25 protein-coding genes and 2 other annotated features (1 of these 27 only partly in view) are annotated in these 26,243 nt (G+C 56.8%); of the genes, 5 read left to right on the top strand and 20 right to left on the bottom strand.

All coding sequences use genetic code 11. The features are described 5' to 3' along the window. Window positions 1–12: 12 nt before the first annotated feature. Both L462_RS03095 and L462_RS03090 read right to left on the bottom strand, forming a co-directional pair. On the bottom strand, window positions 13–1,008 hold the full coding sequence (locus tag L462_RS03095) for an ABC transporter permease subunit (RefSeq protein WP_014168244.1): 996 nt from the start codon (window positions 1,006–1,008) through the stop codon (window positions 13–15). Next, window positions 1,005–2,525, bottom strand: a complete 1,521-nt coding sequence (locus L462_RS03090) for a sugar ABC transporter ATP-binding protein (RefSeq protein ID WP_020882824.1) — start codon at window positions 2,523–2,525, stop codon at window positions 1,005–1,007. The genes L462_RS03095 and L462_RS03090 overlap by 4 nt, the downstream gene beginning before the upstream one ends. Window positions 2,526–2,706: 181 nt before the next feature. On the opposite strand from L462_RS03090, the gene L462_RS03085 reads away from it, so the two are divergent. Together L462_RS03085 and yjdP are read left to right on the top strand one after the other, a co-directional pair. Beyond that, window positions 2,707–4,989: an ATP-binding protein gene (locus L462_RS03085; protein ID WP_032679400.1), complete on the top strand. Its 2,283-nt coding sequence runs from the start codon at window positions 2,707–2,709 to the stop codon at window positions 4,987–4,989. A gap of 69 nt (window positions 4,990–5,058) precedes the next feature. Continuing rightward, window positions 5,059–5,382, top strand: coding sequence for a DDRRRQL repeat protein YjdP (gene yjdP, locus L462_RS03080; protein WP_014168254.1), 324 nt, complete (start codon window positions 5,059–5,061; stop codon window positions 5,380–5,382). Between the two features lie 54 nt (window positions 5,383–5,436). On the opposite strand, the gene phnP is transcribed toward yjdP, so the two are convergent. The 16 genes from phnP to L462_RS03000 form a co-directional block, all read right to left on the bottom strand. Then, the gene (gene phnP / locus L462_RS03075) at window positions 5,437–6,195 is read right to left on the bottom strand and encodes a phosphonate metabolism protein PhnP (protein ID WP_014168255.1); all 759 of its coding nucleotides are present in this window, start codon (window positions 6,193–6,195) and stop codon (window positions 5,437–5,439) included. A 9-nt stretch (window positions 6,196–6,204) separates the two neighbouring features. Continuing rightward, the gene (phnO, locus tag L462_RS03070) at window positions 6,205–6,639 is read right to left on the bottom strand and encodes an aminoalkylphosphonate N-acetyltransferase (protein WP_014168256.1); all 435 of its coding nucleotides are present in this window, start codon (window positions 6,637–6,639) and stop codon (window positions 6,205–6,207) included. Then, on the bottom strand, window positions 6,632–7,183 hold the full coding sequence (gene phnN / locus L462_RS03065; RefSeq protein ID WP_040018699.1) for a ribose 1,5-bisphosphokinase: 552 nt from the start codon (window positions 7,181–7,183) through the stop codon (window positions 6,632–6,634). The genes phnO and phnN overlap by 8 nt, the downstream gene beginning before the upstream one ends. Next, window positions 7,180–8,316 (bottom strand): alpha-D-ribose 1-methylphosphonate 5-triphosphate diphosphatase, encoded by a 1,137-nt coding sequence (gene phnM, locus L462_RS03060; RefSeq protein ID WP_014168258.1) that lies wholly within the window; start codon window positions 8,314–8,316, stop codon window positions 7,180–7,182. The genes phnN and phnM overlap by 4 nt, the downstream gene beginning before the upstream one ends. Beyond that, the gene (gene phnL, locus L462_RS03055) at window positions 8,313–8,993 is read right to left on the bottom strand and encodes a phosphonate C-P lyase system protein PhnL (protein WP_020882817.1); all 681 of its coding nucleotides are present in this window, start codon (window positions 8,991–8,993) and stop codon (window positions 8,313–8,315) included. The genes phnM and phnL overlap by 4 nt, the downstream gene beginning before the upstream one ends. 9 nt (window positions 8,994–9,002) lie before the next feature. Next, window positions 9,003–9,758 (bottom strand): phosphonate C-P lyase system protein PhnK, encoded by a 756-nt coding sequence (gene phnK / locus L462_RS03050; RefSeq protein ID WP_032679401.1) that lies wholly within the window; start codon window positions 9,756–9,758, stop codon window positions 9,003–9,005. Continuing rightward, window positions 9,755–10,600, bottom strand: coding sequence for an alpha-D-ribose 1-methylphosphonate 5-phosphate C-P-lyase PhnJ (gene phnJ / locus L462_RS03045; protein WP_014168261.1), 846 nt, complete (start codon window positions 10,598–10,600; stop codon window positions 9,755–9,757). The genes phnK and phnJ overlap by 4 nt, the downstream gene beginning before the upstream one ends. After that, complete coding sequence (locus L462_RS03040) at window positions 10,593–11,657, bottom strand: carbon-phosphorus lyase complex subunit (protein ID WP_032679402.1); 1,065 nt, start codon at window positions 11,655–11,657, stop codon at window positions 10,593–10,595. The genes phnJ and L462_RS03040 overlap by 8 nt, the downstream gene beginning before the upstream one ends. Next, complete coding sequence (gene phnH, locus L462_RS03035; protein ID WP_014168263.1) at window positions 11,657–12,241, bottom strand: phosphonate C-P lyase system protein PhnH; 585 nt, start codon at window positions 12,239–12,241, stop codon at window positions 11,657–11,659. Before phnH ends, L462_RS03040 begins: the two co-directional genes overlap by 1 nt. Beyond that, entirely contained in the window at window positions 12,238–12,690 is a 453-nt protein-coding gene (gene phnG / locus L462_RS03030) for a phosphonate C-P lyase system protein PhnG (protein WP_032679403.1), read from the bottom strand. The genes phnH and phnG overlap by 4 nt, the downstream gene beginning before the upstream one ends. Continuing rightward, window positions 12,691–13,416 carry a phosphonate metabolism transcriptional regulator PhnF gene (gene phnF, locus L462_RS03025; RefSeq protein ID WP_032679404.1) on the bottom strand — a complete coding sequence of 242 codons (726 nt, stop codon included), beginning with the start codon at window positions 13,414–13,416 and terminating at the stop codon, window positions 12,691–12,693. A 20-nt stretch (window positions 13,417–13,436) separates the two neighbouring features. Next, window positions 13,437–14,216 (bottom strand): phosphonate ABC transporter, permease protein PhnE, encoded by a 780-nt coding sequence (phnE, locus tag L462_RS03020; RefSeq protein ID WP_025206369.1) that lies wholly within the window; start codon window positions 14,214–14,216, stop codon window positions 13,437–13,439. 52 nt (window positions 14,217–14,268) lie between these two features. Continuing rightward, on the bottom strand, window positions 14,269–15,285 hold the full coding sequence (gene phnD / locus L462_RS03015) for a phosphonate ABC transporter substrate-binding protein (RefSeq protein ID WP_032679405.1): 1,017 nt from the start codon (window positions 15,283–15,285) through the stop codon (window positions 14,269–14,271). A gap of 24 nt (window positions 15,286–15,309) precedes the next feature. Beyond that, window positions 15,310–16,098: a phosphonate ABC transporter ATP-binding protein gene (gene phnC, locus L462_RS03010; protein ID WP_014168268.1), complete on the bottom strand. Its 789-nt coding sequence runs from the start codon at window positions 16,096–16,098 to the stop codon at window positions 15,310–15,312. Window positions 16,099–16,234: 136 nt separating this feature from the next. After that, window positions 16,235–16,672, bottom strand: coding sequence for a VOC family metalloprotein YjdN (yjdN, locus tag L462_RS03005; protein WP_014168269.1), 438 nt, complete (start codon window positions 16,670–16,672; stop codon window positions 16,235–16,237). 80 nt (window positions 16,673–16,752) lie between these two features. Continuing rightward, entirely contained in the window at window positions 16,753–17,088 is a 336-nt protein-coding gene (locus L462_RS03000; protein WP_020882810.1) for a zinc ribbon domain-containing protein YjdM, read from the bottom strand. A 596-nt stretch (window positions 17,089–17,684) separates the two neighbouring features. Between L462_RS03000 and crfC the strand changes: the two genes are divergently transcribed. Together crfC and L462_RS02990 are read left to right on the top strand one after the other, a co-directional pair. Then, entirely contained in the window at window positions 17,685–20,039 is a 2,355-nt protein-coding gene (crfC, locus tag L462_RS02995) for a clamp-binding protein CrfC (protein ID WP_020882809.1), read from the top strand. After that, window positions 20,036–20,914, top strand: a complete 879-nt coding sequence (locus L462_RS02990; RefSeq protein ID WP_014168272.1) for a diguanylate cyclase regulator RdcB family protein — start codon at window positions 20,036–20,038, stop codon at window positions 20,912–20,914. Before crfC ends, L462_RS02990 begins: the two co-directional genes overlap by 4 nt. 32 nt (window positions 20,915–20,946) lie before the next feature. Here the strand turns inward: L462_RS02990 and kdgT are convergent, their stop codons facing one another. Next, entirely contained in the window at window positions 20,947–21,939 is a 993-nt protein-coding gene (kdgT, locus tag L462_RS02985; RefSeq protein ID WP_014168273.1) for a 2-keto-3-deoxygluconate transporter, read from the bottom strand. Window positions 21,940–22,589: 650 nt separating this feature from the next. Between kdgT and proP the strand changes: the two genes are divergently transcribed. Further along, a complete protein-coding gene (gene proP, locus L462_RS02980) occupies window positions 22,590–24,092 on the top strand; it encodes a glycine betaine/L-proline transporter ProP (RefSeq protein WP_020882807.1) in 1,503 nt (500 codons plus the stop codon). Window positions 24,093–24,124: 32 nt separating this feature from the next. Here the strand turns inward: proP and L462_RS02975 are convergent, their stop codons facing one another. After that, window positions 24,125–25,078 (bottom strand): nickel/cobalt transporter, encoded by a 954-nt coding sequence (locus tag L462_RS02975; RefSeq protein WP_025206367.1) that lies wholly within the window; start codon window positions 25,076–25,078, stop codon window positions 24,125–24,127. 502 nt (window positions 25,079–25,580) lie between these two features. Next, window positions 25,581–26,126: a sequence feature (16S ribosomal RNA rRNA prediction is too short), on the top strand. A gap of 12 nt (window positions 26,127–26,138) precedes the next feature. Next, window positions 26,139–26,243, top strand: a sequence feature (23S ribosomal RNA rRNA prediction is too short); it runs 1,742 nt beyond the window's last position.

Below are 26,243 nucleotides of genomic sequence, written 5' to 3' on the forward strand. Positions count from 1 at the left end.
AGGGTATTGTTGTTATGCACTTTGATGGTGTCGGGTACGGTATTTGTCGATCAGCACCGCTATGATGATCACCGCCCCTTTGATCACCAGTTGCCAGAAGTAGGAGACGCCCATCAGCGTCATGCCGTTGTTAAGCGTGGCGATGATCAGCGCCCCCACCAGCGTGCCGGTGATCGTGCCGATCCCGCCGACAAAGCTGGTACCGCCGAGGATCACCGCCGCAATCGCATCCAGCTCGTAGCCCATGCCCAGGTTGCCGTTGGCGCTGTAGAGACGCGAGGCACTCATCACGCCGCCCAGGCCCGAGAGCAGCCCGCTCATGCCGTACACAAACAACAGCACCAGCCAGACCTTAATGCCTGTCAGACGCGCCGCCTGCATGTTGCCGCCAACCGCATAAATGTGAACGCCAAGCGTGGTGCGGCGCAGAATAAACCAGCACAGCACAATTACCGCCAGCGCGATCACCACCAGCCACGGAATGGGTCCAAGATAGTTATTACCGATCCACTCAAAGTTAATGTTGGAGTTAATGACGGTCGTACCGTCCGCCAGCAAATAAGCCGCACCGCGCAGTGCCGTATAGGTACCGAGCGTCACGATAAACGGCGGCAGCCCGGCAAAAGCCACCAGCGCGCCGTTGAACAAACCCAGCACCAGGCCGAGCATGAGCGCTGCCGGAATAGAAAGCATGGCGAACTCAGGTATTAACGACACCACCATCGCCGCCACGGCCGTGGTGCCCAGAATGGAGCCGACGGAGAGGTCGATCCCGCCGGTCAGAATGATGAAGGTCATCCCTGCGGCCAGTACGATGTTGATCGACGCCTGGCGGGTGATATTGAGCAGATTACTTTCGGTAAAGAAGTTAGGCGCGATAAAACCAAATACCGCCACAATCAGGATCAAGATGGGCAAAATGCCGACCGTCTGCATCAGATCGCTCATCAGCATTTTTTTGGCAGAGGCGGACTTCGCCACCTGCTGCGGATGGGTTGAATTTGTCATAGTTGCACCGCCTGATGATGAGAGTCGTTCACGCCGGTCGCCAGCGTCATGATGTTTTCCTGAGAAATTTCTGCACCGTGAAGTTCACCTGCAATGCTGCCTTCACGCATGACATAGACGCGGTCGCTCATGCCGACAATTTCCGGCAGCTCGCTGGAAATCATCAGGATCGCCACGCCCTTGCGCGCCATCTGGTTCATGATGCGGTAGATTTCACTTTTCGCCCCGACGTCGACGCCGCGCGTCGGTTCGTCCAGAATCAGAATGCGTGGGCCGATGGCCACCCAGCGGGAGATAAGCAGCTTTTGCTGGTTGCCCCCGGACAGGCCGCCCGCGCGGACCTGTGAATGCGGCACGCGGATGTTAAGCAGGGCGATCGCATCGTCAGAAATGGTCTGCGCTTTTTTGCGGTTCAGCATGCCGAAGGTGGCGTCGCGCTCCAGCGTCGCCATGGTGATGTTCTCCTGTGCGGCCAGCTCGAGGAACAGCCCTTGTTCTTTGCGGTTCTCGGTGAGAAAACCGATCCCGTTGTCGATGGCGGCACGCGGGGAGTGGATCACCACCGGTTCGCCGTCGACCTCAATCATGCCGCCCGTGGCTTTGCGCGCGCCGAAGATCAGCTGCGCCAGTTCGGAACGTCCGGCGCCCACCAGACCTGCCAGCCCGACAATTTCTCCGGAACGCACCTGCAGACTGCAGGGGAGCACTTTCTTGCCGTCGGTAAGGTGATGCACGTTAAGACGCGGGCTGCCGAGCGGGATATCGCGCTCTTTGTTAAACAGATCGCTTAGCGGACGGCCGACCATCATCTTCACCAGCTCAGAGGCGTTCAGTTTGTCGCGCGTCAGGCTACCGACGTACTGCCCGTCACGCAGAACGCTGACGCGATCGGAGAGTTCATACACTTCCGCCATGCGGTGGCTGATATAGATAATCGCCATTCCTTCCTCTCGCAGGCGCAGTATCAGCTCGAACAGGCGATGGGTTTCACGTGAGGAGAGGGCGGCGGTGGGTTCATCCATCACCAGAATGCGGCTGTTGCGGTGCAGCGCGCGGGCAATTTCAACCTGCTGCTGCTCGGCGATGGTCAGCCTCATTACCAGGTCGGTCGCCTTGAAGTGCGCGCCCAGACGGTCAATCACCGCCTGCGCCTGTGCGGCCATCTCTTTGCGCTGTACCAGCCCCGCGCGCGACAGCTCGCTGCCCAGGAAAATGTTTTCAGCGACGGTCAGATTGGGGGCAAGCTGCATCTCCTGATAAATGAGGGTGATACCCGCGGCCAGCGCGTCCTTTGGCCCTTTGATGTGAAACGGCTGTCCGTCAATCAGGATCTCGCCGCTGGTGGCGGTATAGGCCCCCGCGAGGATCTTCATCAGGGTACTCTTTCCTGCGCCGTTTTCCCCCATCAGCGCGTGGATCTCACCGGGGTACACCGTCAAATCCACACCCTTGAGCGCGTGGAAATGGCCAAACGTTTTGGCAATGTTGCGCATCTCCAGTACCGGGGTTCTGCTCATGGCGGATCTCCTTGAATGTCGATATCCGCACTTCATCACAGGTTGGTAAATGCAAAATGTCAGAAGCCGTTCATATTTGTCATAGTTATGAATAGTTAACTTACATCACAATTCCCCGCTTTTTCCCTCTCAGCAGGAGAGGGCCAGGGTGAGGGCATCACATTGCACCGGAGCTTACCGTATGCCATCACACCGTCCGCCCTTCTTTGCCAGCGCCCGTGGTCGCCTGCTGATTTTTAATCTGCTGGTGGTGGCGGTGACGCTGATGGTCAGCGGCGTGGCGGTGCTCGGCTTTCGTCATGCCAGCCAGATCCAGGAACAAGTGCAGCAGCAGACGCTGGATGACATGACCGGCAGCATGAACCTCGCCCGCGATACCGCGAATGTGGCAACGGCGGCGGTGCGGCTCTCGCAAGTTGTAGGTGCGCTGGAATACAAGGGCGAAGCCGAGCGCCTGAAGCAGACGCAGATGGCGCTGCGTCACTCGCTGGAACAGCTTGCCGATGCGCCACTGGCGCAACAGGAGCCCGCGCTGGTGGCGCGAATTATTCAGAGAAGTAATGAGTTACAGCAGAGCGTGACGGGCATGCTGGAGCGCGGGCAGCGGCGTCATCTGGAGCGTAATGCGCTTCTCAGCGCGCTCTATCAAAGCCAGAGCTATTTGCGCCATCTGCAGGACATCAACCGCCGTTACGCCAGCAACGTCCCGGATGCGCAACAGCTTATGGAAATGGACAGACTAATCATCGCCGCTATTGAAACGCCCTCGCCGCGCGCCACGGTTCAGCAGCTGGATGCCGTGACGGCAACGCTGCCCCGAAGCGTGACGCAGCCCGTGGTGAACGCTATCCTGCCCGATTTTAATGCCGAGCTTCACAAGCTTGTTCCGCTCTCGACGCAGCTGGAGGAGAGCGATCTGGCGATCAGCTGGTATATGTTCCACATCAAGGCGCTGGTGGCGATATTAAACAGCGACATCAATCAGTACGTTGAACAGGTGGCGCAGGCCTCCCGGCTGCGCACTGCCCAGAGTCACCAGGAGCTGCGCTCCATCAGCGTATTTATCAGTGTGTTCGCCGTGCTGGCGCTGATCATCACCGGGTGCGCCTGTTGGTATATCTACCGTAATCTGGCCTCCAACCTGACGGCCATCTCCCGGGCGATGTCGCGCCTTGCTCACGGCGAGCAGGATGTTTCCGTCCCCGGGCTGCAGCGTCGTGATGAGCTGGGTGAGCTGGCTCGAGCGTTTAACGTTTTTGCCCGCAACACCGCCTCGCTTGTCCACACCACCCGCCTGCTGAAAGAAAAAACCACGCAGATGGAGATCGACCGCATCGAGCGTCAGGGGCTGGAAGAGGCGTTGGTGCACAGCCAGAAGATGAAGGCCGTCGGGCAGCTGACGGGCGGTCTGGCGCATGACTTTAACAACCTGCTGGCGGTGATCATTGGCAGTCTGGAACTCACCGATCCTGACTCACATGACGCCCCGCGTATCACCCGGGCACTCAAGGCCGCCGAGCGTGGTGCGGTGCTGACCCAGCGCCTGCTGGCGTTTTCCCGCAAGCAATCCCTGACCCCGCACGCGGTAGAGATGAAACCGCTGCTCGAGAACCTGCGGGAGTTGATGTACCACTCGCTGCCGGCCACCCTGACGCTGGAAATTGAAGCGCAATCACCGGCGTGGCCGGCGTGGATAGACGTTAGCCAGCTGGAAAACGCCATTATTAACATGGTGATGAACGCCCGTGATGCGATGGAGGAACAGACGGGGGTTATTAAGATCCGCACGTGGAATCAGCGCGTGACCCGCAGTGACGGACGCAGGCAGGATATGGTGGCGCTGGAGGTTATTGACCGGGGAAGTGGAATGTCGCAGGAGGTCAAATCCCGGGTCTTCGAACCGTTCTTCACGACCAAGCAAACCGGAAGCGGTAGCGGATTAGGCCTGTCGATGGTCTACGGTTTTGTACGCCAGTCCGGTGGGCGCGTGGAGATTGAAAGCGCGCCGGGGCAGGGAACCACCGTGCGGCTGCATCTGCCACGCTCGACGCTGCCTGTTCGTTCTGCTGATGAGACCCAGGCCGCCGCGGCTGCCATTGAAAATGAACGCCTGGTACTGGTGCTGGAAGATGAAGCCGATGTCCGCCAGACCCTGTGCGAGCAGCTGCATCAGCTGGGCTATCTGACGCTTGAAGCGGACAACGGCGAACAGGCCCTGAAGATGCTGGACGCGTCACCGGATATTGGCATGTTTATTAGCGATTTAATGCTGCCCGGCAACCTCAGTGGTGCCGAGGTGATCAACCATGTGCGCAGCCATTATCCGCAGCTTCCGGTGTTGCTGATCAGCGGCCAGGATCTGCGTCCGACGCATAACCCGCAACTGCCGGACGTGGCGTTACTGCGTAAGCCTTTTACCCGTGTACAGCTGGCGCAGGCGTTGCACAAGGTGATGGTAATTTGAGATTCCTCCGCTACCCCAGCCAGCTGTTGTTCATTACCGTAAGGCCAGTCCACCTGCGAGTCTGGTCTTATGAAACGTTACTCTACCGCTCTGTTATTTGGTCTGCTGTCACTTACCAGCCAACTGGCTCACGCCGATGTTATTGATGAAGCCATTGGCAATATTCAGCAGGCGATCAACGATGCCTATAACCCCAGCAGCAGTCGCAGTAGCGATGACGACGACGATCGCTACGATCGCAGCCGCCAGACCGACAGCCGTCAGTATGACGATCGCCGCAGGCAACTGGAGGATCGCCGTCGCCGTCTGGATGAGCGTCAACGCCAGCTGGATGATGACAGACGTCAGTTAGAAGAAGATGAGCGCCGGTTAGAAGACGATTACGATCGCTGATACGCGCGGTTTAGCATCCATACGCCTCGCCCTCTCATTCAGAGAGGGAGTGACCTAATCCAGCAACAACGTCATTCCGTCATATCCCGCCTCGAACCCGTCGGGTAGCGGGTTATCCATCATCCATACGTCGAACTGATGACTGATATGGGTCAGGATCACCTGCGGACAGCCGATGATCTCATTTAAGGCAATAACCGTATTCAGATCGCAATGGTTGCGCGGCGTTTCGTCACGCGGCTCGTGACTGCAGTCGATGATCATCGCCTGCGGCCGGTTATTGAGCAGGAATTTTACCGTTTTATCGGGTAATCCGGCGGTATCGGAGAGCCAGGCCACACGGCTGTGGGCGGACTCCAGCAGGTAGCCAAAGGTGATTTTCGAGTGATTCAGCGGCAGCGGCGTGACCCGCAGGCCCTGCAGTTCAAACACCACAAACGGCTCTACCGTATGGCTGAAATCCAGAATCCCCGGGTGTTTAAACAGGTCGTCACACCCCGACTCGTCTGGCGGACCGTACACCGGAACAGGGGCACCGACGCCCCAGCGCAGGGGGAACAGCCCCTGGACGTGATCCATATGGTAGTGGGTCAGTAAAAACTGCTGAAAGCTGCCTGCCGGCCAGTCGTCCATCAGGTGCGGGATACCGGCGTCCAGCAGCGTTACCGCATCGTTGAATTTGACTACCGCGCTACAGGGGCGACGGCGATGGTTATCCTGCAGACGCGCCCGGCGACACGCCGCGCAGTCGCAGCCAAACACCGGCACCAGCTGAGCGCTACCGGTTCCCGTTAACGTAATCGTCAGACTCATCGTGCACCTCTACAACAGTTTGGTGAAACGAAAATGGCTCTGCGTATACCCTTCACGCGCATAAAAACGGTGAGCGTCCAGGCGCTTCACGCTGGTGGATAGCTCTGTCAGTTCAGCGCCCGCCTGCCGCGCCACATTCTCCGCCCAGGCCAACAGCTGGCTGCCCACCCTGAGACCGCGCGCCTGCGGCATGACCACCAGCTCCTGGATCTCGCCAATCCATCTGGCGTGGTGCAGGTGAAACTGCATATGCAGGCCAATCATGCCCACCACCTGGCCGTTTAATTCAGCCAGCTGGTAACGCATATTGTGGTCCTGCAGATTGGCAAGATACCCGGCGTGGAACGCCTGATGATCAAACTCACTCTGCTTGAGTTCGCAAATCAGCGCGTAAACAATCTGCGCATCGTCGGCAGTGGCGGGGCGAAGCTGGCAGTCAGGCATGCTGTTTCTCCTTCTGACGGATAAGCGTTAAAAAGTTATCGACTGACTGTAGCAAACTTCCGTCGTTATTGAGGATATGACAGTTCGATGGGGTATAGCGCGCCGCACGTTCAAGCCGCTGCTCGATCTCTTTGGCGTTTTCGCGACCCCGGCTCTGCAACCGGCTGCGCAGCACATCAGGCGAGACCTGCAGACAGACCGGCAACAGCGCTGCTTCATAGCGGGCGCGCGCTTGTTGAAGGTGTGCGCGTGAGCCGTTGACCAGCACGTCGAACCCGGCGTGCAGCCACAGGTCTGTCTCGATGCCTATCCCGTAGTAATAACCGTTGGCGTGCCAGCTGAGCGCCAGCAGATTTTGCCCGGCGCGCGTGAAAAATTCCGGCTCGCTCAGGGCGATATGGTTCTCACTCCCGGCATTCGCCGCACGGGTGATATAGCGGTGCGCAACCAGAAGCTGGGGATGTTCCCGCTGCCGTAACGCGGACAGCAGGCTGTCCTTACCAGAGCCTGACGGCCCCATTAGCCAGATTAGTCTTCCCATCAGAACACCCGTTTTCCCTGACGCCAGACGTGGTCGATATGGATGTGCTCGCCCTTACGGTGAACCAGCACCAGATCCGCCCGTTTACCTTCAGCTATCTCTCCACGATCGTGAAGATTAAGTGCCGTTGCCGGGTTTTTCGTTACCAGACGAATCGCCTGCGGCAGCGTAAAGCGATTGTTTTCGTCAGCCGCGACCCGGAAGGCGGCGTCCAGCAGGCTGGCGGGGTAGTAGTCGGACGAGAGGATATCCAGCAGACCTAGCGACGCGAGCGCGCTTGCCGCCACGTTGCCGGAGTGGGAGCCGCCGCGCACGATATTCGGCGCCCCCATCAGGACGTTCATGCCGTGGGTGCGTGAGGCTTCTGCTGCTTCAAACGTGGTGGGAAATTCAGCGATTACGCTGCCAAGCTGGTGCGATTCGCGCACATGTTCATGCGTCGCATCATCATGGCTGGCTAAGGCAATGTTGCGATCCCGACACATGGCGGCAATGGAGAGCCGGTTTGGTTGAGACCACTGGGCAGCAAGCTGTCGCTGTTCCTCTTCATAACGCGCCATTTCCTCGTTGGTCAGCGCGTATTTTCCCTGATAGTACTCGCGGTATTTCTCTATTCTGGCGAACTGACGCTGCCCCGGCGAGTGGTCCATCAACGAGACCAGTGAGACCGGCTCGCGGTCCACCAGCTTTTCAAACAGCGGCAGAGTGGTGTGATGCGGGAGTTCACACCGCAGGTGCAAACGATGCTCGGCGCGGTTAAGGCCGCGTTTTTGCGTCTCTTCCACGGCGTTGATCATCTTCTCGAGGTTTTCCAGACGGTCGCCGCCGTCGCGCACGTCGCCAATCGCTACGGCGTCCAGCACGGTGGTGATGCCGCTGGCGACCATCAGCGCGTCATGGCTGCTCATTGCGGAATGAGCTGGCCAGTCGACTTTCGGACGCGGGGTAAAGAATTTATCCAGATTATCGGTGTGCAGTTCGATAAGGCCCGGCAGCAGCCAGCCCCCTTCACCGTCCATCGCTTCCGGGGCGCGGCTCTGGGTTTCCGCAAAGGCGCGGATCTCTCCGGCCTGGATCTCAATCGAGCCATCAACGACTTCATTTTCCAGCACCAGCTTTACGTTATTCACGATCATGCGAGCGTCCCCATCGGGTGCAGCCTGTCTGCGACGCGGGAGCGAACGGTGTCGTCGTGGAAGATCCCCACGATCGCCGCGCCGCGTGCTTTGGCCTGTTCGATCAGTTCAACCACCGCCGCGCTGTTCTTGCTGTCGAGCGAGGCAGTGGGTTCATCAAGCAGTAAAATCGGGTAGTCGACGATAAACCCGCGAGCGATATTCACCCGCTGCTGCTCGCCACCGGAAAAGGTCGACGGGGCAAGGTGCCAGAGGTGTTCCGGTACGTTCAGGCGCGTGAGCAGGCCGGCGGCTTTCGCGGCGCAGGTTTCGCGCGGAACGCCCAGGTCCAGCAGCGGCTGCATGACCACGTCCAGGGCGGAGATCCGTGGGATCACCCGCAAAAACTGGCTGACCCAGCCGATCGTCGAGCGGCGCACGTCCAGCACCTTACGCGCCGGCGCCTGCACCAGATCGACCCATTCATTGCCATGACGAATATAGATGTGGCCTTCGTCCGGCAGATAGTTGGCGTACAGGGAGCGCAGCAGCGTCGATTTGCCGCTGCCGGAATGGCCGTGCAACACCACGCATTCACCCTTGCTAACCTCCAGAGAGGCGCTGTGCAGGACCGGCAGGCGCACGCCGTTTTGCTGGTGGAGCACAAAGGTCTTACTGACATTTTCTACGCGGATCATGGGGGCCTCTTAATTCTGCAATACCGATGACACCAGCAGCTGGGTGTACGGATGATGGGGATCGTCGAGTACGCGGTCGGTCAACCCACTTTCCACCACCTGACCCTGCTTCATCACCAGAAGACGGTCCGCCAGCAGGCGGGCAACGCCTAAATCATGGGTGACAATCACCACGGCCAGGTTCAGTTCCACCACCAGGCCGCGCAGCAGGTCGAGCAGACGCGCCTGAACGGAGACGTCCAGCCCACCGGTGGGTTCGTCCATAAACACCAGCTTCGGGTGAGTGACGAGATTGCGGGCAATCTGCAGGCGCTGCTGCATACCGCCGGAGAAGGTGGTGGGCAGGTCATCAATGCGCGAGGTGGGGATCTCCACATCGCTCAGCCATTGCTGTGCCGTGGCGCGGATGTTGCCGTAATGGCGTGCGCCGGTGGCCATCAGCCTTTCACCGATATTGCCTCCGGCCGAGACCTGCCGGCGCAGGCCGTCCATGGGATGTTGATGCACCACGCCCCATTCGGTGCGCAGCAGGCGACGGCGTTCGGCCTCGCTCATGCCGTACAGCGACCGGCCCTCATATAAAATGTCGCCATTTTGCGGCGTCAGTCGTGCAGAGATAGATTTCAGCAGCGTGGTTTTGCCCGAGCCGGACTCGCCGACAATGCCCAGCACCTCGCCTGGCCACAGCTCAAACGAGACGTCGCTGAAGCCTTTGCCCGGCGCGTAAAGGTGGGTCAGGTTATTAACCGAAAGCAGCGGTTTCATTGGCTTTTCGCCTCGCTCTGTTGGCGGCAGAAGTCGGTGTCGGAGCAGACAAACATCCGTTTGCCCGTGTCATCCAGCACCACTTCGTCCAGATAGCTGTGTTTTGAGCCGCAAATGGCGCACGGCTCGTCCCACTCCTGCACCGTAAACGGGTGGTCGTCGAAATCGAGACTCTCCACGCGGGTGTAAGGCGGTACGGCGTAGATGCGTTTTTCACGCCCGGCACCAAACAGCTGCAGGGCAGGCATCATGTCCATCTTCGGGTTGTCGAATTTGGGGATGGGGGACGGGTCCATCACGTAGCGTCCATTGACCTTGACCGGATAGGCGTAGGTTGTGGCGATATGGCCGAAGCGGGCGATATCCTCATACAACTTTACCTGCATGACGCCGTACTCTTCCAGGGCGTGCATGGTGCGGGTTTCCGTTTCACGCGGCTCGATAAAGCGCAGGGGCTCCGGAATTGGCACCTGAAAAATCAAAATCTGATCTTCCGTCAGCGGTGTTTCCGGAATGCGGTGACGGGTCTGGATCAGCGTCGCATCTTCGGTTTTTTCGGTGGTATTGACGCCCGTCACGCGTTGAAAGAACTGGCGAATCGACACGGCGTTGGTGGTGTCATCAGCCCCCTGGTCGATGACCTTCAGCACGTCCGACTCGCCGATGACGCTGGCGGTCAGCTGAATGCCGCCGGTACCCCAGCCGTATGGCATGGGCATTTCGCGACCGCCGAACGGCACCTGATAACCGGGGATAGCCACCGCTTTCAAAATGGCGCGGCGGATCATGCGTTTGGTTTGTTCATCCAGATAAGCAAAGTTGTAGCCGCTTAAGTTAGTCATGTGCGCGCTCCCGTTGCAGGCGTTTCAGCAGTTCCAGTTCGGCCTGGAAATCGACGTAGTGCGGCAGCTTGAGGTGGGAAACGAAGCCCGCGGCCTCGACGTTATCCGCATGGGCCAGCACGAACTCCTCGTCCTGCGCCGGGCCGGAGACCGCTTCACCGTAGTCCGGTGCCTGCAGGGCACGGTCGACCAGCGCCATCGCCATCGCCTTGCGCTCACTCATGCCGAACACCAGCCCGTAACCGCGGGTAAAATGCGGGGCCTCGTTCTCGGGGGCGACAAATCCATTCACCATTTCGCATTCGGTCATGAGCAGTTCGCCGACGTTCACCGCAAAACCCAGCTCTTCGGGCACGATCTCGACGTTAAGGTAGCCGCTACGAATTTCCGCCGCGAACGGATGGTTGCGGCCGTAGCCACGCTGAGTGGAGTAGGCCAGCGCCAGTAAATACCCCTCGTCGCCGCGCATCAGCTGCTGCAGGCGCGACGAGCGTGAACAGGGGTAAACCGGCGGCGTGCGGGTGATGTCGTCAGGTTGCGCGCCAGTATCGTCTTCGGCCTTCGCCAGACCCTGTTTCGCCAGCAGGCTAAAAACGTGCGGGGAGGGAACCTGCTCTGCATCCGAGGTGCTCAGCTGGGGCGTTTCGCCGTTCGCCAGCAGGGTGAAATCCAGCAGACGGTGGGTGTAGTCATAGGTGGGCCCAAGCAGCTGGCCACCGGGGATGTCTTTATAGACCGCTGAAATACGACGTTCCAGACGCATTTCTGCCGTATTGATCGGTTCACTCACCGCCAGTTTCGCCAGCGTGGTGCGATAAGCGCGCAGCAGGAAGATGGCTTCGACGTTGTCGCCGCTGGCCTGTTTCAGCGCCAGCGCCGCCAGTTCGCGATCAGCGACGCCGCCTTCAGTCATTACCCGGTCGACGGCCAGATTGAGCTGCTGCTCAATCTGGGTGACGCTGAGCTCGGGAAGCGCGTCATCACCCCGTCGTCTGTGCGCCTGCAAGGCATGGGCGGCGGCGATAGCCTTCTCGCCCCCTTTGACGGCAACGTACATCAGCACACCTCCACATGAGTGGTACGAGGGATGGCCAGCAGGCGTTCTCCGCAGGTGAGGATCAGGTCAATACCGAGCGGGAACGGGTGCGGGCGTTCGGTCAGTTCATGAATGATGCACTCCGGCAGCTGTGGTGCGACCATGCGCTCTTCGGCAATACCCGCCCCAGTTAGGCGCAGCATGCGGCCACCGCTCAGGCTTGATACCTGCAAAATCAGCGTGGCGCTGGTCTCCGGTGCCACCGCGCTTCCTTCGCTCAGGGCATTAAGCTGCTCGTGGCTGATTTGCTCGTCGGCCACGGCAAACACCGCCTGCCGGGGTTGTTCAACCAGCGGGGCGTTGGTGTGAAAGCGCAGGTTCTGGCTGGCGATATCATTCGATAACGCGCCAGAGAGCCACACCGGGGTGTCGTTGTCGGCGAGCGTCAGCAGTACGCTGGTGGTCGCCAGATTCAGCGGCAGCCAGCCCTGAGAGAGCTGATGCAGCGAGACGATGACGCCCGGCTCGCTCATGGCTTTCAGCAGGCGACGAAAACTTTGTTGGGCATCCTGGACGGCCAGGGTAAAAGCGGGTTGAAGCGTCATGCGTTATCTCCGCGAACGAGCGTAAAGAAGTCGACCCGGCTGGTGTTTATCTGGGCCTGGCGGGCGGCAATCAGTGCGGCACGGTCGGCTTCCAGCGGGGCAATAAGGGTTTCCATCAGGGTCTGGAAATGAGGGTGTTCCTGTAACAGGGCGTCAATCACCGCGCAGCGTTCGGCGTGTGGTTTGTCGCGTCCGAGCACGTAGCTGTAGCCCAGCGTGCCGCTGTTCAGGCGGATCACTGCGCGGGTGAGGGTGGTATCGCCGGCGAAGAAGCGCTCACCGGTACCGCCCATACGCGCCTGGATCTGCACCAGACCGATTTCCGGCGCGCGGATGAGGTCATATTCCGGCGTCAGATTCAGCGCCTGCATGCGGTCCGAAAGCGCAGCGGGCTGGCTGTGCGCCAGTACGCCCATCCAGCGCTGGCGGGTGGAGGTGTCGAAATGCATTCAGTGCTCCATGGTGAATTCGATCATGTCGGCGCGGGTCAGGCTGACGGAGTATTCCGTCGCGTCTATTTCGCCGTCACGGTGGTTGAGGGTGCGAACGCAGAGCAGCGGAGCCATGTTGGGGATCTCCAGCACGTTGCTCTCTTTGGCCTGCGCGCGGCGGGCACTGATGCGCGTCTGGGTACGTTTAAGCGCGATGCCCGTGGCATCCTGAAGAAAATCATGCAGCGAGCCGCTGGAGAAATTTTGCAGCACCGGCCACAGCGCCAGGTCGGCGAAGTAGTGGTCTATCTGGCACACCGCCACGCCGTTGACCCGACGCAGGGTACGCAGGTGGATGACATTGTCGCCCTCCTGAATGCCCAGCGCGTCCGCGACGTGGCTTGAGGCCGGACGCAGCACCGACAGCAGTTTTTCGCTGGTCGGGTGGCTGCCCTGATCCAGCAGGTTCTGGCTAAAACGCGCCTGCGCATTGAGCGGATAGTCAAACGGGCGCATCAACACCAGCACGCCGACGCCCTGACGGCGCTGCACCCAGCCGCGCTCGACCAGCTGATCAATGGCGCGGCGCAGCGTGTGTCGGTTCACTTCATAGCGGTCGGCAAGCTGCTGCTCGGCAGGCAGGTAGTCTCCGCAGCGGTAGTGGGTGCGAAGTTCCACCTCGAGCTTTGCCGCTATCTCTTGCCAGCGGGTAGGGTAACTGGTCGGATGTCTGGATAAGTGCATACAAATCAAAGCCTCGCTTCTCAGATGAAGTGCTTACGCAAACGTTGAGACATAAAATCCAGCAGGCTGACGGTGATGATAATGAGCACCATCAGAGCGCAGGTTTGCTGGAACTGGAACCCGCGAATCGCTTCCCACAGCGTGACGCCAATACCGCCTGCGCCCACCATGCCGACGACGGTGGCGGAACGAACGTTGGATTCGAAACGGTACAGGGAGTAGGAGATCAGCAGCGGCATCACCTGGGGCAGTACGCCGAAGAGAATCTCTTCAATTTTGTTGGCGCCCGTAGCGCGGATCCCTTCGACCGGGCCCGGCTCGATAGCTTCCACCGCTTCGGAGAGCAGCTTGGAGAGCACGCCGGTGGTATGAATAAACAGCGCCATCACCCCGGCGAACGGACCCAGGCCGACGGCCACCACGAACAGCATGGCAAAGACCATTTCGTTGATGGCGCGGCAGGCGTCCATCAGGCGACGCATCGGCTGGTAAATCCACCACGGTACGATGTTCTCGGCGCTCATCAGGCCGAACGGAACAGAAAGGATGACGGCCAGAGCGGTGCCCCAGACGGCGATTTGCAGAGTGACCGCCATTTCGCTGAGGTAATCCTGCCACTGGCTGAAATCAGGCGGGAAGAAGTCGGCGGCAAAAGTGGCCATATTGCCGGCATCTTTAAACAGCAGCAGCGGATCCATTTCCGCGCCCTGCCAGGAGATAACGAGCACCGCAAGCAAAATGGCCCAGCTAAAAAGCGAGAACCAGCTGCGTTTCGGCGGTGGGAGGGTGATGGTTTGCATGTGTGCCCCTTTGGTCTGAATGCCCTCTCCCACCGGGAGAGGGCGGTAAGCGTTATTGCACCGCTTTATTCACGCTGCTCATGGCGCCGAGCGCCGCGGTCAGGCGGTCAAGGTCTTCGAGCTGAGCCTGAATCGCGGCCACTTTGCTGCTCTTCTCCTCATTCTTCAGGCCCTTGTTGTCCTTCACGCCCTGCATCTCTTTAAACAGCGCCAGCTGGCGAATCGGGACCAGCTGCAGGTCGCTTGACGGGCGGAAAGGTGCCCAGCCCAGGCGTTCCAGAACCGTTTTTTCTTCCGGCGTTTTGCCGTAATTCATAAAGAAGTCGTACACCTTGTCTTTGGTGGTCTCAGACAGGTTTTTGCGCCAGACAATGGGGTCGCCCGGGATCAGAGGGGATTTCCAGATAACCTTCAGCGCTTTCAGCTTGTCCGGTGCCGAGGTTTTCAGCTTGTCGAGGTTCTCGGTGTTGTTCGTGGCGACATCCACCTGCTTATTGGCCACGGCCAGCGCGTTGGTTTCATGGCTGGCGTTCACGGTGCGCTTAAACTCGCTGGCAGAGGCGTTGTTTTTAGCAAAGACGTAATAGCCCGGCACAAGGAAACCAGAGGTGGAGTTGGGATCGCCGTTACCAAACGTCAGCTCTTTACGTTTGGCGAGCATGTCGTTCAGGTTGTTGATGGGGCTGTCTTTATTGACGATCAGCACGCTCCAGTAACCCGGAGAGCCATCCGCGGCAACGGTCTGGGCAAAGACCTGGCCGTTCGCGCGATCCACCGCTTCCATGGCGGAGAGGTTACCGTACCAGGCGATGTCGACTTTGTTAAAGCGCATCCCCTGGATGATGCCCGCATAGTCCGGGGCGAAGAAGGCGTTCACTTTGATCCCCAGTTTGGTTTCCATATCTTTCAGGAACGGTTCCCACTGAGGTTTCAGGTTCTGCTGTGATTCCGTCGAAATAATGCCAAAGTTCAGCGCTTTTTCCTGCTCCTGGGCGTACGCAGGGCTTAACAGAGTGCTTATGCTGAACATGCTGGTAAACGCCAGCGCGGCAACGGCTTTGTAGCTCATGTACTTTCCTCGGATCGGTTTTAATTAAGCAGCCTGCGCGTTCTCTTCGACGCGGTTAATGCTGCGGTAGAGATGGTCGAAACGGTCGTTATCAAACTGATGGCTTGGGCCATCAAAGAACACATGCCCCTGACGCAACGCGACGATGCGCTCGCAATAGCGCAGGGCGTAGTCCACCTGGTGCAACGTCACCACCACGGTGATGCCGTCGTTGAGGTTGATGTCGCGCAGGGTTTCCATCACGATGCGAGCCGATTCCGGGTCCAGCGAGGCAATGGGTTCATCGGCAAGAATGATTTGCGCTTTTTGCATCAGGGCACGGGCGATAGCCACGCGCTGCTGCTGTCCACCGGACAGGGTGGAGACGCGCTGGTGGGCGAAATGCGCCATTCCGACGCGGGTCAGCGCCTGCAACGCTTCCTGCTTTTGAGAGGGGGAGAACCAGCGCAGACAGGTGCGCCAGAACGGGGTGCTGCCGAGCGCGCCAATCAGCACGTTCTCCAGTACCGTCAGGCGATTGACCAGGTTGAACTGCTGGAAGATATAGCCCGTCTGGGCGCGGCTTTTGCGGATATCCCGCGCCAGGCGTCCTGCACGCTGCACGGTGTTGCCCAGCAGCTCGACGTGGCTTTCTGAGGTCTTATCACAGGTGATAAGGCCGCTTAAATGACGCATAAGGGTGGATTTACCAGAGCCGGATGGCCCCAGGAGCGCCACCATTTCGCCCTGCTGGACGGTCAGATCAACGGCATGCAGGGCCTTGTTGTGATGAAAGGTCTTGCTCAGTTTCTCGACGCGGATAACAGTTTGCATATGCTGGGCCTCACAATAAATGTGGCCTCATGCTGGCGCATCAATATGACATTTGGGTTAAGTCTCGGTTGCGGGAGTTTGAAGAGTTGAGGGGAGTTTGATGACAGGCGGGGGCAGACTGCCCACCGCCAGAAGATCACTGCTGTTGCTTAACGACGTTAATCATCCACGGCACGCCGTATTTGTCGGTGACTTTACCGAAACCGTGCGCCCAGAAGGTCTCCTGCCAGGCCATTTCGATATGGCCTTCCGCGGCCAGATTGTCGAACCAGCGTTTGCCTTCTGCCACGTCCTGGGTGTCCAGCACCAGCGTGAACCCGGCATACTGCGCTTTGCTGCCGGGCGGCTGCCCATCACTCATCATGATATCGCTGCCCGCAATGCGAACATTCGAGTGGGCGATCGCCGAATCCGGAAACTGCATGCCAGACGGACAGCCTTCTTCGCTGCTGTCGCCTTTTGGCATTTCACCGAAGGTGATTTTATAGAGGAGCTCTGCGCCGACGGCGTGCTGATAAAAGGCGGAGGCCTCGGCACAGTTACCGGCGAAAGAGATGTAGGGACTTAACGGCATAATCTATACCTCACGTAAGAAGAGCCCGTTAAGTGTAGTTCTCGCCAGCCCGGTAAGCGAAGCGCCACCGGGCGGGTAAATCAGTTCTTTTTCACAAACTCTGATTTCAGTTTCATCGGGCCAAAGCCGTCAATTTTGCAGTCAATATTATGGTCGCCTTCTACCAGACGGATATTCTTCACTTTAGTGCCGATCTTCAGCATGGAAGAGCTGCCTTTAACCTTCAAATCTTTAATCACGGTGACGCTGTCGCCATCAGCCAGCAGATTACCGTTCGCATCTTTTACAACAAGCGTATCAGTATCGTGCGACGGCTCGGCGTCATTCCATTCGTGAGCGCATTCCGGGCAGATGAACATGCCATTATCTTCATAGGTGTATTCAGAATTGCATTTCGGGCAGTGTGGGAGTTGCATAAGGGTATCCTCAAAAAGTGCGTAACACGCTGGAAAGTGCCAGCAAAATGACGGCTGGGTGCCGAAAAAGGGGGCAAGTATAACGCAAATCCACACCGTTGTCGGTGATATTCTATTTAAAAAAAAAGCAAAAAGCGTGTCGCCAGTGACATTTCCTGTCAGTCAGTTAAGCGATGCTTACGGCATTAACACGGTGGAAAGAAATGGCAGTAAATATATCGAATATTTTATTGCAGCAAATTGCTACGCACCTCCATTTCGGATAAGGTGAAGCGACACATTGTTATTTATCTCCTGACTTCTCCGTCATCCATATCTTATGGCGGTGACACATTACCTCTCTTTTTAGGTGGGTAAATAATGATGATATATCCTGAAGTTTCTTAAAAATGGGCCAGGCTTTTATCTTTTGGCTGTCATGCCAGAGGGGAAGCTTTACACGCCATGCAAGGATAGCGATTTATTTCTGATTATCTTCAATCAGTTATATTTCGGTGAACATGTTTTCCACACGTGATCATATAAGCCTGAACAACATAATTAAAACCAGTGGCTTAATAAAAGTAATAAATTTGCGTTAAGGAAAGGCTTTTATCATGCACACACAGACCATTTTTGAATTAAGCCAGGAAGCAGAGCGTTTGTTACAGCTCGCCCTGCAAAATCTTGATACGTTGAAATCAATGCCGACGGCGAAGCTGGAAAGCACCGCCGCAGCCATTACGGGTGAAAAGAACAACGTCTTACCTTTGCATTTTAGTGCGCGGGGTGTCGAAGCCCAGCAGGCTATGCTGAATAATGAATTACGAAAAATAACCCGTCTGGAAATGGTGCTGGCAATTGTGGGCACCATGAAAGCGGGGAAATCGACCACCATTAATGCCATTGTCGGAACCGAAGTGTTGCCGAACCGCAACCGACCGATGACGGCGCTTCCGACATTGATCCGTCATACGCCGGGTCAGAAAGAGCCGGTGCTCCATTTTGCTCACGTCTCTCCTATCGATGAATTAATCCTCCTGTTACAGAAAAAGCTCTGCGATTACGATCGCGGGAAGCTGGCGCAGCGTCTGGAAATTGATAAGGACATGATTACGCTGCTTGAAAGAATTGAAAAAGGTGAGGCTTTCGAGAAGCATCACCTGGGTGCGCAGCCGATATTTCATTGTCTGAAAAGCCTTAACGATCTGGTGAGGCTCTCACAGGCGTTGGGCGTCGAGTTTCCGTTCTCTGAATATGCGGCCATCGAACACATTCCGGTGATCGAAGTGGAGTTCGTGCATCTCGCGGGTCTGGATGCCCACCTTGGGCAACTGACGCTGCTTGATACCCCCGGGCCGAATGAGGCCGGGCAACCGCATCTGCAAAAAATGCTGAGCGAGCAGTTATCCCGCGCGTCGGCGGTGCTGGCGGTGATGGATTACACCCAGCTCAAATCGATTTCCGATCAAGAGGTCCGGCAGGCCATTTCAGTCGCCGGTAAATCGGTGCCGCTGTATGCGCTGGTCAATAAATTCGATCAGAAAGATCGTAACAGCGACGATGAAGAACAGGTTAAAGCGATGATCTCCGGCACCTTAATGAAAGGGAATATTTCGCCGGGGCAAATTTATCCCGTTTCGTCGATGTGGGCGTATCTGGCGAACCGCGCCCGTTATGAGATGACTACCCACGGTCAGCTACCGGATCACAAGGAGCAGCGCTGGGTTCAGGATTTTGCCGAAGCCGCGCTGGGACGCCGCTGGCGTACGGAGGATTTGGACGACATCGACCATATTCGTCATGCTGCCGATTTGCTGTGGGAAGATTCGTTATTTGAACAGCCGATCCGCAAGCTTATTTATGCCGCCTATGCCAATGCATCGCTCTTCGCTCTGCGTTCGGCGTCGCATAAGCTGCTTAACTACGCCCAAAATGCCCGGGAGTACCTGGACTTCCGCTACCAGGGGCTGACGGTCGCTTTTGAGGCGCTGGAATTGAATATCGCGCGCCTGGAAGAGGACATGGCCCTGCTGCATACGCGTCAGCGCGTGGTGAGCGACGAAGTGAAGCATGAAGTGGAGCAGGCGCTTAACGCCACCGCTGACTTTATGATGTCGCAGAATACTTCACTCCAGCAGGCAATTAGCCATGTGTTTAGCGCCCGCTCTGTTCTCGACCTGGCGGGCATCGAACCGCGGGATCTTCGCCGTGACGAGCCGCAGGCGCTGAAACAGCTGGTACTGGATGATGAAGGACAGGCGCAAATTGCGCTGAGTAAAATCCGCTCCTCCTGCGAGCTGATCATGCTGGATGCGCAGACGAAGATCGGCCGGGAGCTGGCGTTACGCTTCGATCAACTGGAGTCGACGTTGGCGCGCTCGCTGAATGAAGCCATGCGGCCAATCGAAACGCGTATTAAAGAACAACTCAGCCATGCGGGTTTTCGCGCGCGGATAAGCTTCCCGGCGTTTCAGGCGCATCAACTTAACTTCAACACCCGGGCGCTGTTTAACGATGCCATTGCGCAGGATCACCGCCCGGCAGGCCAGCCAGCGGGCGCGGCGAGCATGCGTGAAACCGTCTCTCGCTGGCTGAATAACCCGGGCTGGGGCTGGGAAGATTATGTTGTCGCACGAACACGCTATGTCATTGATATTGAACAGCTGCATGAAAAATTCAAGCAGCATATCGACCAGTTCTGTGAACAAATCCGTAAAGCTTTGACGGCCCAGGTCGATGTCTCTGTTACGGCGGGGATGGCAACGTTCTTTGCGGAATTTTCGTTATGCCTGACCGGGTTACAGGAAAGTTTGCGTGATAGCCTCGCAGTACGTCAGCAAAATGAGCATTCGACCCGAGCGCTCAGCCAGCTGTTAAAGCAAAGTATCACGACTGCGACGTGGATACAGGAAGATACCCGACTGTTACGCGATGATATTCAAACCCTATTCGCGGCAGAACAACCATGACAACACAACTACTGGACGGCCCCGGGCGAACGCTGGAGTGTATTCATCCAAAATTTATGGTCGATCTGGTTCAGGGGGTAGACGCGGCGCGTCATCCCCACCCGGGACCACAACAGCTGCAGTTTCGTGAGCGTTTGACCCAGGAGATCATGACGCATACCCGGCTACGGCCCTGGGCGATGGCGGGTATGCTTAATGAAAATGCGGCGCTGCGCCTGGGGCTGGCGGAAAAGCTGGCCGGTATGCTTGACCCCGGGCACCTTGCGCTGACGCTGATGGCAGACAAATTGATTGCGCTGCGTCAGCAGACTAACCCGCGGGCCCAGCAGTCGCCCGGCCTGATTCAGCAGTACGCTGAGCTTTCCGCTCATTTTACGCAACGAGCCGCCTATAAAGAGAAGGCGCTCTCCCAGCGAGGGCTGACGGTGCAGGCGGGTGAGCACAGTGAACAAATTTTTACCCGCTGGCGAGCCGGTCACTACGATGGCTGGTCGCTGGCCGGGCGTTGCTACGTCGTCCTGGAAGAGCTGCGCTGGGGCGCATTTGGTGATGCCTGTCGCCTGGCGAATGAAGACGTGGCGGCGATGCTCAAGGATAACTTACGCAGTATGGCGGCAAACTATCTTGCGCAGGGCATCAACGCTTCTCCTTCCACCCGCCATTTCTACCATCAGTGGCTGACAACGCCCGCGTCGCCGGGATTGATAGATCATAAAGACATGCTCGGCTGGCTGGGCGACTGGTGTCAGGCGGATAACCATCCGGTGAGCTGGTCGGTGACGCAAAGCTGGCACACTGTCGCGCTGGGTATGCCGAGGCTGTGCTCGGCAAAACGGCTTGTGGATGGGATGGTGGAAGAGATTTTTGGTGGCTGAAATCCCCCTCTCACCGGGAGGGGGAGCACCGGTTAGTGGTGTGTTTCAACAGGCTTAGGCTCTGTCTGAACCTCAGCAACATGTCCGACACGTTTTGCGTACAGTGCGGTGATGATGGGAACCAGAATCGCGGTCACAATCACGCTGGCTGCAACCAGTGCCGTCGCGGACGCAGCCACCGGTTCAAAAGCCGGATTAATCTGCGCAATGATCACCGGGTTGGCCACGGCTGCACCTGCGGCTGAAGAGGCGGCGATCCCCGCCGTTCCGTTTCCTCCCCCAATGACCCGGTCGGCAATAATCAGCGGAATACCGGTGATGATGATCACCGCCACGCCCAGCACGATACCCAGCAGACCCGTATCGAGGATGACATTCAGGTTGATGGTATTACCCAGCGCAAAACCGAAGAACGGGATCAGCACCGGCGTGGCTTTGCTGAAGAAATCACGCAGATCGTGATCCAGGTTACCCAGAGCAAAACCGATCAGGAAGGGCAGGATCGCGCCGATAAAGTGGTGGGGTTCAAAGGACGCCAGGCCAGCAGAGCCCAGAATCAGCATGGTCATCAGCGGACCGGACTCCAGAGACATCAGGACAAATGCACCTGACTCTTCTTTGGTGCCGTACTGGTTCATCAGGCTGGCATACAAACCGCCGTTGGTCATATCCATCGCAGAGACAATTGCCAGAACCGATAATCCGGCGAAGAATCCGGTCTGAATTCCATTCTCCGGAATGAACATCGCACAGATCATTGCCACTACCCAGGCCACGGCAATTTTCGTAATCACCAGCGTGCCGGATTTCCGTAATACGGTGCCTGTTGCCCGTAAATTAATTGAGGCGCCGATACAAAAGAACCAGACGGCCAGAATGGGAACGGTGCCCGTAATCATCCCTTTTGTGAACCCGCCAAAATAAGCGCCGGTTTCAGGAGCCAGGGTATTCAGGATAGCGCCCAGTACAAGCGGAACCAGCATCATACCGCCCGGTATGCGTTCAATCGTGGCTTTAATCTTCATAGATAACCCTCAAATCGTATCCCGCATGGCGGGCGGCAAAAAACTAAAAAATAAATCAATAAATTCAATGAATTGAATGTCTTTGGGTTCGATGGTGTCATTACCCATGCAATAAAACTAAAAAAGCGATCCTGGTAAACGCGGTGCCACAGCACCGGGAACGTGGTATTCGGAATTATCATGCGATCATTGGAATGATGATTCAATTAAAATAAAACAGTGTTTTAGTTATCTGCATCACATATTGACGTAAACGTTTTAAACACGCGTCGGAGGGTTAGAATTTATGTAAATCTGATGTGAAGTAATGGGGTTTCATTTTCCGTTGTCCGGGAAATAATGATGTATGTGAGGATGTGTTTTTATGGCGATTGAGAACGTGCAGATTTGCGCTAATTGACAAAAACTGCAGCCAGCTGACGTAACATAAATATATGTGTGAAGTTGATCACAAATATAAACGCTGGTAGGGTAAAAAGGTCATTAACTGCCCAGGCAGGCGTCAACAGGTTCGGTTGTATCGACGTAAAACGTCAATGTAAGTAAACCTGCTACGCTTGAATAAGGCGATTCGCATGGAGCGGATCCCATGGTTCACAGATCGCATACGGGACTGTGAAACGGACAGGGCCGAGTCTACGAGGATAGCTATGCTCAGAAGGAAAAAAATCAAACCCATCACGCTTCGCGACGTCACCATTATTGATGATGCCAAACTGCGCAAAGCGATCACCGCCGCCTCGCTGGGTAATGCGATGGAATGGTTCGATTTTGGTGTTTACGGCTTTGTGGCCTATGCGTTAGGTAAAGTGTTCTTCCCCGGCGCCGACCCCAGTCTGCAGATGATTGCCGCGCTGGGTACGTTCTCCGTCCCCTTCCTGATTCGCCCGCTGGGTGGTCTGTTCTTCGGTATGCTTGGCGATAAATATGGTCGCCAGAAGATCCTTGCTATCACCATTGTCATTATGTCGATCAGTACGTTCTGTATCGGCCTGATACCGTCCTATGCCAGCATCGGCATTTGGGCTCCGATTCTGCTGCTGCTTTGTAAGATGGCCCAGGGCTTCTCCGTAGGCGGTGAGTATACGGGTGCCTCTATCTTTGTCGCAGAGTATTCCCCGGACCGTAAGCGCGGCTTTATGGGAAGCTGGCTGGACTTCGGCTCAATTGCCGGGTTTGTCCTGGGTGCGGGCGTAGTGGTGCTGATTTCTACCGTCGTCGGTGAAGAGAACTTCCTCTCCTGGGGCTGGCGTATTCCGTTCTTCCTGGCGCTGCCGTTAGGGATTATCGGTCTTTACCTGCGTCATGCTCTTGAAGAAACGCCGGCGTTCCAGCAGCACGTTGAGAAGCTGGAGCAGGGCGACCGCGAAGGGCTGCAGGATGGCCCGAAAGTCTCCTTTAAAGAGATTGCGACGAAGCACTGGCGCAGCCTGCTGACCTGTATTGGTCTGGTCATCTCCACGAATGTGACCTACTACATGTTGTTGACCTACATGCCGAGCTATCTGTCGCATAACCTGCACTATTCAGAAGACCACGGTGTGCTGATTATTATCGCCATCATGGTGGGTATGCTGTTTGTGCAGCCGATTATGGGGCTGTTGAGTGACCGCTTTGGCCGTCGACCGTTCATTATTCTGGGGAGTGTCGCGCTGTTTGCCCTGGCAATCCCGGCCTTTATTCTGATTAACAGTAATGTGCTGGGGCTGATTTTTGCCGGTCTGCTGATGCTGGCGGTGATCCTCAACTGCTTTATCGGGGTGATGGCCTCGACGCTGCCTGCGATGTTCCCGACACACATTCGGTACAGTGCGCTGGCGGCTGCCTTTAACATCTCGGTGCTGATTGCCGGTCTGACCCCGACGCTTGCCGCCTCGCTGGTGGAAAGTACGCAGAACCTGATGATGCCGGCTTATTACCTGATGGTTATCGCGGTGATTGGTTTGATTACGGGTATTACCATGAAGGAGACGGCGAATCGTCCTCTTAAAGGGGCCACGCCTGCGGCGTCTGATATCCAGGAAGCGAAAGAGATCCTGCGCGAACACTACGATAATGTAGAGCAGAAGATTGAAGACATTGATGCAGAGATTGAAGAGCTGCAGCAAAAACGCTCCCGCCTGGTGGACCAGCATCCACGAATCAACGAGTAATAAAAAACCCGCCGCTGGCGGGTTTTCTTTTATTAGCAGCCTGCAGCGATGTAATCGCCATTGGCGCTGATGGGGAGTACCGTCAGGAACAGCACGGTCGCGAACAGGATCAGGACTATCCCTCCGGCTATTTTAAAGACCGGAACCAGCCAGCTGAGTGAAGCCCCGCCGCCAAACCAGGCCACCGTCCGCTCTCGGGCATAACGTACCGCCAGTGACAGGCCCATAATCGACAACGCCGTTCCCAGCGACATGGTCATGACCGCGGCCATCCCCCAGGTAACAATACCCAGCGCATTTGAAAACATCAGGATCATGATCGCCCCGCTGCACGGACGCGCACCAATCGCCAGTATGACGCCCAACCGGGTTTTCCAGTCGCCTTGCGCCAGATCTGCACCTACACCGTGATGACCACAACCACAGTGTTCATTATGTTGATGAAGGGGTGTGATGGCTGAGATAGCCATCCGGCGAGGTCGCAGGCTTTTCAGCGCCTGGTAAATGACAAATACACCAAATGCACCGATGAGCACCGCGCTGATCTTCTCGACGTACCAGCGGCTGGTACTGATATCCCCCGATGCGAGGTTAAACCCTACCGCCAGAATAAAGACAAAGAGAATGGCACTGACGCCCTGCATCAGGCTGCCAAGAAAAGGAACGACCCGGGCGGCCCGTTCGCTTTCTTTATTTGTCGTGAGGTAGGTCGTCACAATGAATTTCCCATGCCCCGGCCCGATGGCATGCAACACGCCATAGAAGAAGGCGCCGGTTAATAGCCATAACCCGCCGCTGTACTGGTGGTTGTTAAGCTGGAGCAGGTACATCACCAGATAACGGTGCAGGGTAATTTGCGTGGCAAGGCACCACTGAAGAAAGGTGTTCCAGTGCGTATGCAGGGTAAACCCGGCTAAGAGGATCGCCAGCAACATGATGCCTGCTGTAGGAAGACGCCAGTCACGCGTCAGTTGTTGTGTGGTCATGGGGTGGCCTGGTGGGGGAATATTTGTCGCTAGTATAGTTGATCTTGCCTGTTAATCCGTAGGATCGCACAGAGATCCCGCCTCAATTGTGGATAAGTCTGTGCGTAAAAGGGTATAAAGCGGGGTTTTGCTGGGGAATACAGCAGTCAGTCATCTTTTTGCAACTTTTAGGTTGCGGCCTGCAGAGAACTCCCTATAATGCGCCTCCATCGACACGGCAGATGTGAATCACTTCACAGTTAACCCGGTCGGTTGAAGAGAAAAAAATCCTGAACTTCAGGGTTGACTCTGAAAGAGGAAAGCGTAATATACGCCACCTCGCGACGGTGAGCTGTAAGCCGCGTCGCAACTGCTCTTTAACAATTTATCAGACAATCTGTGTGGGCACTCAAAGTGACATGGATTCTTAATGTCTTCGGACACTAAATGAATACCAAGTCTCTGAGTGAACATACGTAATTCATTACGAAGTTTAATTCACGAGCATCAAACTTAAATTGAAGAGTTTGATCATGGCTCAGATTGAACGCTGGCGGCAGGCCTAACACATGCAAGTCGAACGGTAGCACAGAGAGCTTGCTCTCGGGTGACGAGTGGCGGACGGGTGAGTAATGTCTGGGAAACTGCCTGATGGAGGGGGATAACTACTGGAAACGGTAGCTAATACCGCATAACGTCGCAAGACCAAAGAGGGGGACCTTCGGGCCTCTTGCCATCAGATGTGCCCAGATGGGATTAGCTAGTAGGTGGGGTAACGGCTCACCTAGGCGACGATCCCTAGCTGGTCTGAGAGGATGACCAGCCACACTGGAACTGAGACACGGTCCAGACTCCTACGGGAGGCAGCAGTGGGGAATATTGCACAATGGGCGCAAGCCTGATGCAGCCATGCCGCGTGTATGAAGAAGGCCTTCGGGTTGTAAAGTACTTTCAGCGGGGAGGAAGGTGTTGTGGTTAATAACCGCAGCAATTGACGTTACCCGCAGAAGAAGCACCGGCTAACTCCGTGCCAGCAGCCGCGGTAATACGGAGGGTGCAAGCGTTAATCGGAATTACTGGGCGTAAAGCGCACGCAGGCGGTCTGTCAAGTCGGATGTGAAATCCCCGGGCTCAACCTGGGAACTGCATTCGAAACTGGCAGGCTAGAGTCTTGTAGAGGGGGGTA

It is taken from the genome of Enterobacter sp. BIDMC 26 (genome assembly GCF_000534435.1).
Taxonomy (GTDB): Bacteria; Pseudomonadota; Gammaproteobacteria; order Enterobacterales; family Enterobacteriaceae; genus Enterobacter; species Enterobacter ludwigii.

Coding starts and splice junctions, on each gene's coding strand:
- L462_RS03095 (WP_014168244.1), bottom strand. CDS start 1,008: ATGACAAATTCAACCCATCCGCAGCAGGTGGCGAAGTCCGCCTCTGCC.
- L462_RS03090 (WP_020882824.1), bottom strand. CDS start 2,525: ATGAGCAGAACCCCGGTACTGGAGATGCGCAACATTGCCAAAACGTTT.
- L462_RS03085 (WP_032679400.1), top strand. CDS start 2,707: ATGCCATCACACCGTCCGCCCTTCTTTGCCAGCGCCCGTGGTCGCCTG.
- yjdP (WP_014168254.1), top strand. CDS start 5,059: ATGAAACGTTACTCTACCGCTCTGTTATTTGGTCTGCTGTCACTTACC.
- phnP (WP_014168255.1), bottom strand. CDS start 6,195: ATGAGTCTGACGATTACGTTAACGGGAACCGGTAGCGCTCAGCTGGTG.
- phnO (WP_014168256.1), bottom strand. CDS start 6,639: ATGCCTGACTGCCAGCTTCGCCCCGCCACTGCCGACGATGCGCAGATT.
- phnM (WP_014168258.1), bottom strand. CDS start 8,316: ATGATCGTGAATAACGTAAAGCTGGTGCTGGAAAATGAAGTCGTTGAT.
- phnL (WP_020882817.1), bottom strand. CDS start 8,993: ATGATCCGCGTAGAAAATGTCAGTAAGACCTTTGTGCTCCACCAGCAA.
- phnK (WP_032679401.1), bottom strand. CDS start 9,758: ATGAAACCGCTGCTTTCGGTTAATAACCTGACCCACCTTTACGCGCCG.
- phnJ (WP_014168261.1), bottom strand. CDS start 10,600: ATGACTAACTTAAGCGGCTACAACTTTGCTTATCTGGATGAACAAACC.
- L462_RS03040 (WP_032679402.1), bottom strand. CDS start 11,657: ATGTACGTTGCCGTCAAAGGGGGCGAGAAGGCTATCGCCGCCGCCCAT.
- phnH (WP_014168263.1), bottom strand. CDS start 12,241: ATGACGCTTCAACCCGCTTTTACCCTGGCCGTCCAGGATGCCCAACAA.
- phnG (WP_032679403.1), bottom strand. CDS start 12,690: ATGCATTTCGACACCTCCACCCGCCAGCGCTGGATGGGCGTACTGGCG.
- phnF (WP_032679404.1), bottom strand. CDS start 13,416: ATGCACTTATCCAGACATCCGACCAGTTACCCTACCCGCTGGCAAGAG.
- phnE (WP_025206369.1), bottom strand. CDS start 14,216: ATGCAAACCATCACCCTCCCACCGCCGAAACGCAGCTGGTTCTCGCTT.
- phnD (WP_032679405.1), bottom strand. CDS start 15,285: ATGAGCTACAAAGCCGTTGCCGCGCTGGCGTTTACCAGCATGTTCAGC.
- phnC (WP_014168268.1), bottom strand. CDS start 16,098: ATGCAAACTGTTATCCGCGTCGAGAAACTGAGCAAGACCTTTCATCAC.
- yjdN (WP_014168269.1), bottom strand. CDS start 16,672: ATGCCGTTAAGTCCCTACATCTCTTTCGCCGGTAACTGTGCCGAGGCC.
- L462_RS03000 (WP_020882810.1), bottom strand. CDS start 17,088: ATGCAACTCCCACACTGCCCGAAATGCAATTCTGAATACACCTATGAA.
- crfC (WP_020882809.1), top strand. CDS start 17,685: ATGCACACACAGACCATTTTTGAATTAAGCCAGGAAGCAGAGCGTTTG.
- L462_RS02990 (WP_014168272.1), top strand. CDS start 20,036: ATGACAACACAACTACTGGACGGCCCCGGGCGAACGCTGGAGTGTATT.
- kdgT (WP_014168273.1), bottom strand. CDS start 21,939: ATGAAGATTAAAGCCACGATTGAACGCATACCGGGCGGTATGATGCTG.
- proP (WP_020882807.1), top strand. CDS start 22,590: ATGCTCAGAAGGAAAAAAATCAAACCCATCACGCTTCGCGACGTCACC.
- L462_RS02975 (WP_025206367.1), bottom strand. CDS start 25,078: ATGACCACACAACAACTGACGCGTGACTGGCGTCTTCCTACAGCAGGC.